The following is a 3,719-nucleotide window of genomic DNA, read 5'->3' on the forward strand; positions in this document are numbered from 1 at the left end:
CGGAGATCAGGACGCGATCGTCTTCTTCAGCAACCGCAACATCGACGACGCGCTCTATGAGTTCCTCGACAAGGACGGGAACGCGACCCAGGTGCTCGGGATCGCCGATTTCAAGGCGCAGCTTGAGGCACAGATCGCGGATGGGTCAGCTGCGAAGGTCTCCGGCCGACCTGCCTGATTGGAAGTGGTCCCGCAGTTCCGTGGCTGCGGGACCAATCTGGAGAAAATTACATCCGCGAACGACGCATGTGATGACGCCGATGGCGCTTCATGTGCCGCATGCCCATCATGCCCCGCTGCCCGCCCATGCGCTTCTCTGACGGGCTCTTCACGCTGCCAGGATTGTTCATGTTGCTCTGAGCGCTGCCACTCCCGCTGCCGGCTGGCATCTGTGCGAGGGCAGCCCCCGTGACAGCGAGCGTCATCGCGGCAGCGAGGGCAAGGGTCTTCATCATGGCGTTTTCCTCCAGACGGATCAGCTCGATCAGTCGAGAGCCAAACACCACCATCCTGATATTGTTCAGGCTCTAACCTTGAGAATAGTGATGGGCCCTACCGACGTCGCAGCCTCAAAGCCAGGATCAGCGCTCCGGGCCAGAACACGAGGCTGAGCAAGGCGAGGGCACGATGGGACAGCCCTTCCACCAGACGATGATGACCGGCAGGGACATGCTGGGGATTGCCACCGCGAGGAAAGCCCAGAACTGAAGGTCGGACATGACTGCCTCGGGGCCTACGTTGTGAAGCTCCGAACGGCGGGCCATGCCCTGAGATAACCGGACAGCGCCGTCATGGTGCGGGACCTGGAACAGACACAGCCAGGGTTGGTTCGCCCTGGAATGGAAACCTACGTCGTCGTTCTCGCCGGGTTTGGCGCATTAGTCCTGCTGACAGCGTGGCTGCCCATGGTCCTACGGGCGCTACCACTATCCCTGCCGATTTGCTGCGTCGGTATCGGCGCGGCCTTGTCCTTGATCCCAGCCGTGGCCGGTCTGTCCCTGCAGCCTTCCGAGCATCTAGGGCTGATCGAGCACGCCACCGAGGGCGTCGTCATCATTTCGCTGATGGGTGCGGGCCTGAAGATCGACCGCCTGATTGGCTGGCGCCGTTGGGCCGTGACTTGGCGCATGCTCGGCATTGCCATGCCGCTGACGATCCTGGCACTTGCCGTGCTCGCCTGGGCGTTGCTTGGCGTCGGCACTGCGACCGCCTTGTTGCTCGGGGCCTCCCTTGCCCCGACGGACCCGGTTCTCGCTTCCGACGTACAGGTCGGGCATCCGACCGAGGGGGGCGAGGACGAGATGCGCTTTGCCCTAACCTCGGAGGCCGGCCTCAATGACGGCCTCGCCTTTCCATTCGTCAATCTCGCCATGGCCCTGTCCGGGTCCGGAACCCTCGCCGACTTGTCGTGGGGCCATTGGCTGACCGTCGATGTTATCTGGAAAATCGCCGTCGGCGCCGCGCTCGGTGGCCTCATCGGCCGTGGCCTAGGTTGGCTCACCTTCCACTTGCCTAACGCGTCCAAGCTCTCCCGTACCGGCGACGGGTTCGTGGCCCTGGGAGCGGCCTGCCTGACCTATGGGGTCGTACAGGTCGCCGACGGCTATGGCTTCGTCGGGGTGTTCGCGGCCGCTCTCGCACTGCGTACCTCCCACCACAGCCACGAGTATCATCGGAAAATGCACACCTATGCCGAGGAGCTCGAACGCCTGCTGATGATGGTCCTGCTAGTTGGGTTCGGGGTCGCGCTCGTCGCCGGTGGCCTTCTCAATGGCCTGAGCCTACCGGCTGTCTCCTTCGTCGCTCTAGCATTGTTAATCGTGCGTCCGGTCACCGGCTGGATCGGCCTGCTCGGTTCAGGTTTGCCGCACGACGAGAAAGCGGTGATCGCCTTCTTCGGCATCCGCGGTCTCGGAACGATATACTACTTGGCGTTTGCCCTGAACCATGCGCGGTTCGATGCGCCAGACCTGCTCTGGGCCACGGCTGGCCTTACCGTTTTGGTATCTATCATCCTGCACGGTGTAACCGTGACCCCAGTGCTGCGCTTTCTCGACCACCGCAGCGGGCGTGATACGCAGAGCGGCCAACTCGAAATTCCGCTCCAGCAGGACGCTTCGTGATCGAAGGCGTCGCCCTACCGCTACGCTTTCTTCATGCCCGATGGCACAGTGCCGCCACCATGCCGATCCGGCCCGAGCACCGCTTTTCTTACCCGATCGACTGGGCGCAGCTCTCGGTCGCACTGTACAACTCCCCTTCGTATTTCACCATCCTTCAACCACAGCTCGAACTCGCTTGAGTATAGAACCGGTCCGGTAGGCATCCCGGCTCTATGATGTACGGCGACGATATTTCGGCGTCGTTTCCACTGAGCTGGCCATGATCCGCGTCTTGACCTGTGTCACGCAGCAGCACGACCTGCGCCTCGTCGCACTCTCCGCACTCATCTGCGCGCTCGGGTGCTTTGCTACCGTCACCCTGATGGCGCGCGCCGAGGTCAACGGGCGCCCGCTCCTGCGCGATCTGCTGCTGGCCTCGACCATCTTCGGTGGCAGCATCTGGTCTCTTCACTTCGTCGCCATGCTGGCGTTCCGGCCCGGGGCGCATGTCGCCTACGACCTCGATCTTACCGCCGGCTCGATTGTCGTGGCCATTGCTGGCTCCCTGGCCGCTCTGTGCCTGTGGCGGCGGCTTCGCACCGCACCGCCTGGGATCGCATTGGCTGGCACCGTGCTCGGGCTGGCGATCATCGGCATGCACTATCTCGGCGTCAGCGCAATGGCTGCCTCCAGCCTCGTGCTGTTCGAGCCCATCTACGTCGCCGCCTCGATCCTAGTCAGCGTCGCGTTCTCCGTCCTCGCCTTGGCACGAGCTGATAAGTTGGTGAGCGTCGGACGCCGTATCGAAGTCACTGGCTGGCTGGCGCTCGCGATCTGCGGCCTGCACTTCACCGGCATGACCGCCGTCACGATCGCGCCGATCACGCTGCAGGAGGGCGAGAGCTACGTGCTCGGCTCGACTCCGCTGGCCTTGGCGGTCGCCGCCGTCAGCCTCGCCGTGCTGATCGCCGGCTTGGTCGCCCTGGCAATGCAACAGCACCTGTCGCAGCGTGCTCTCCGCGAGCTCGACCGCATGCGCCTGCTCAGCAACCTCGCGCACGAGGTGCTGTTCATCCATCGCGATGGGGTTGTGCTGGAGATCAATCAGGCTGGCACGCGTCTGTTCGCGGCGCCGCCCGAGCAGATCATCGGCAAACCGATCCTGGACCTGTTCGCGAAGAGCGACGCTCCGGGGCTGCTGCGGCGCGCGCGCTGCCGCTCCGAGGAGCTGCGGCCGGAGGAGTTCGAGGCCCGCACTGCCGCCGGCACGCACGTGCCTGTCGAGCTGTCCTGCCGCACCATCGAGTTCGGCGGCAAGCCCGCCACCGCCGTCGCCCTGCGCGACCTCACCGACCGGGGGACTCACCACCATGGTGAAGTGGAGCCTCACCACATGCCTGATCCCGACCTGCCCGATCTGCCCGACCTGTGCGCCGCCGCCGGCCTGGTGCTTGATGCTGAGCCCGCGCCGGCCACGCCCAAGCGCGCCAGCAGGCCCGGGAAGCCCACGCCGGCCCAGCTGGCGGCAGCGGTCCGCCTTGAAGGCGGCCGCCGCCTACGGGCCCCGCAGAGCATCGGGCAGCGCAGCAGGGTGGGCCAGCCGCGCGATCTGAGCCC

At 65.0% G+C, this 3,719-nt stretch carries 4 protein-coding genes; 3 read left to right on the forward strand and 1 reads right to left on the reverse strand.

What is annotated here, in order from left to right; genetic code table 11:
- Positions 1-227: 227 nt before the first annotated feature.
- Positions 228-509 (reverse strand): hypothetical protein, encoded by a 282-nt coding sequence (locus MKK84_RS02360; RefSeq protein ID WP_091722386.1) that lies wholly within the window; start codon positions 507-509, stop codon positions 228-230.
- Between the two features lie 330 nt (positions 510-839).
- On the opposite strand from MKK84_RS02360, the gene MKK84_RS02365 reads away from it, so the two are divergent.
- The 3 genes from MKK84_RS02365 to MKK84_RS02375 form a co-directional block, all read left to right on the forward strand.
- Complete coding sequence (locus MKK84_RS02365; protein WP_243916432.1) at positions 840-2,123, forward strand: cation:proton antiporter; 1,284 nt, start codon at positions 840-842, stop codon at positions 2,121-2,123.
- Complete coding sequence (locus MKK84_RS02370; RefSeq protein WP_243916433.1) at positions 2,120-2,302, forward strand: hypothetical protein; 183 nt, start codon at positions 2,120-2,122, stop codon at positions 2,300-2,302. Before MKK84_RS02365 ends, MKK84_RS02370 begins: the two co-directional genes overlap by 4 nt.
- 182 nt (positions 2,303-2,484) lie before the next feature.
- On the forward strand, positions 2,485-3,719 hold a 1,235-nt coding region (locus tag MKK84_RS02375; RefSeq protein WP_243916434.1), incomplete at its 3' end, for an MHYT domain-containing protein.

This window comes from Methylobacterium sp. E-065 (assembly GCF_022829605.1).
In the GTDB taxonomy this organism is placed as follows: Bacteria; Pseudomonadota; Alphaproteobacteria; order Rhizobiales; family Beijerinckiaceae; genus Methylobacterium.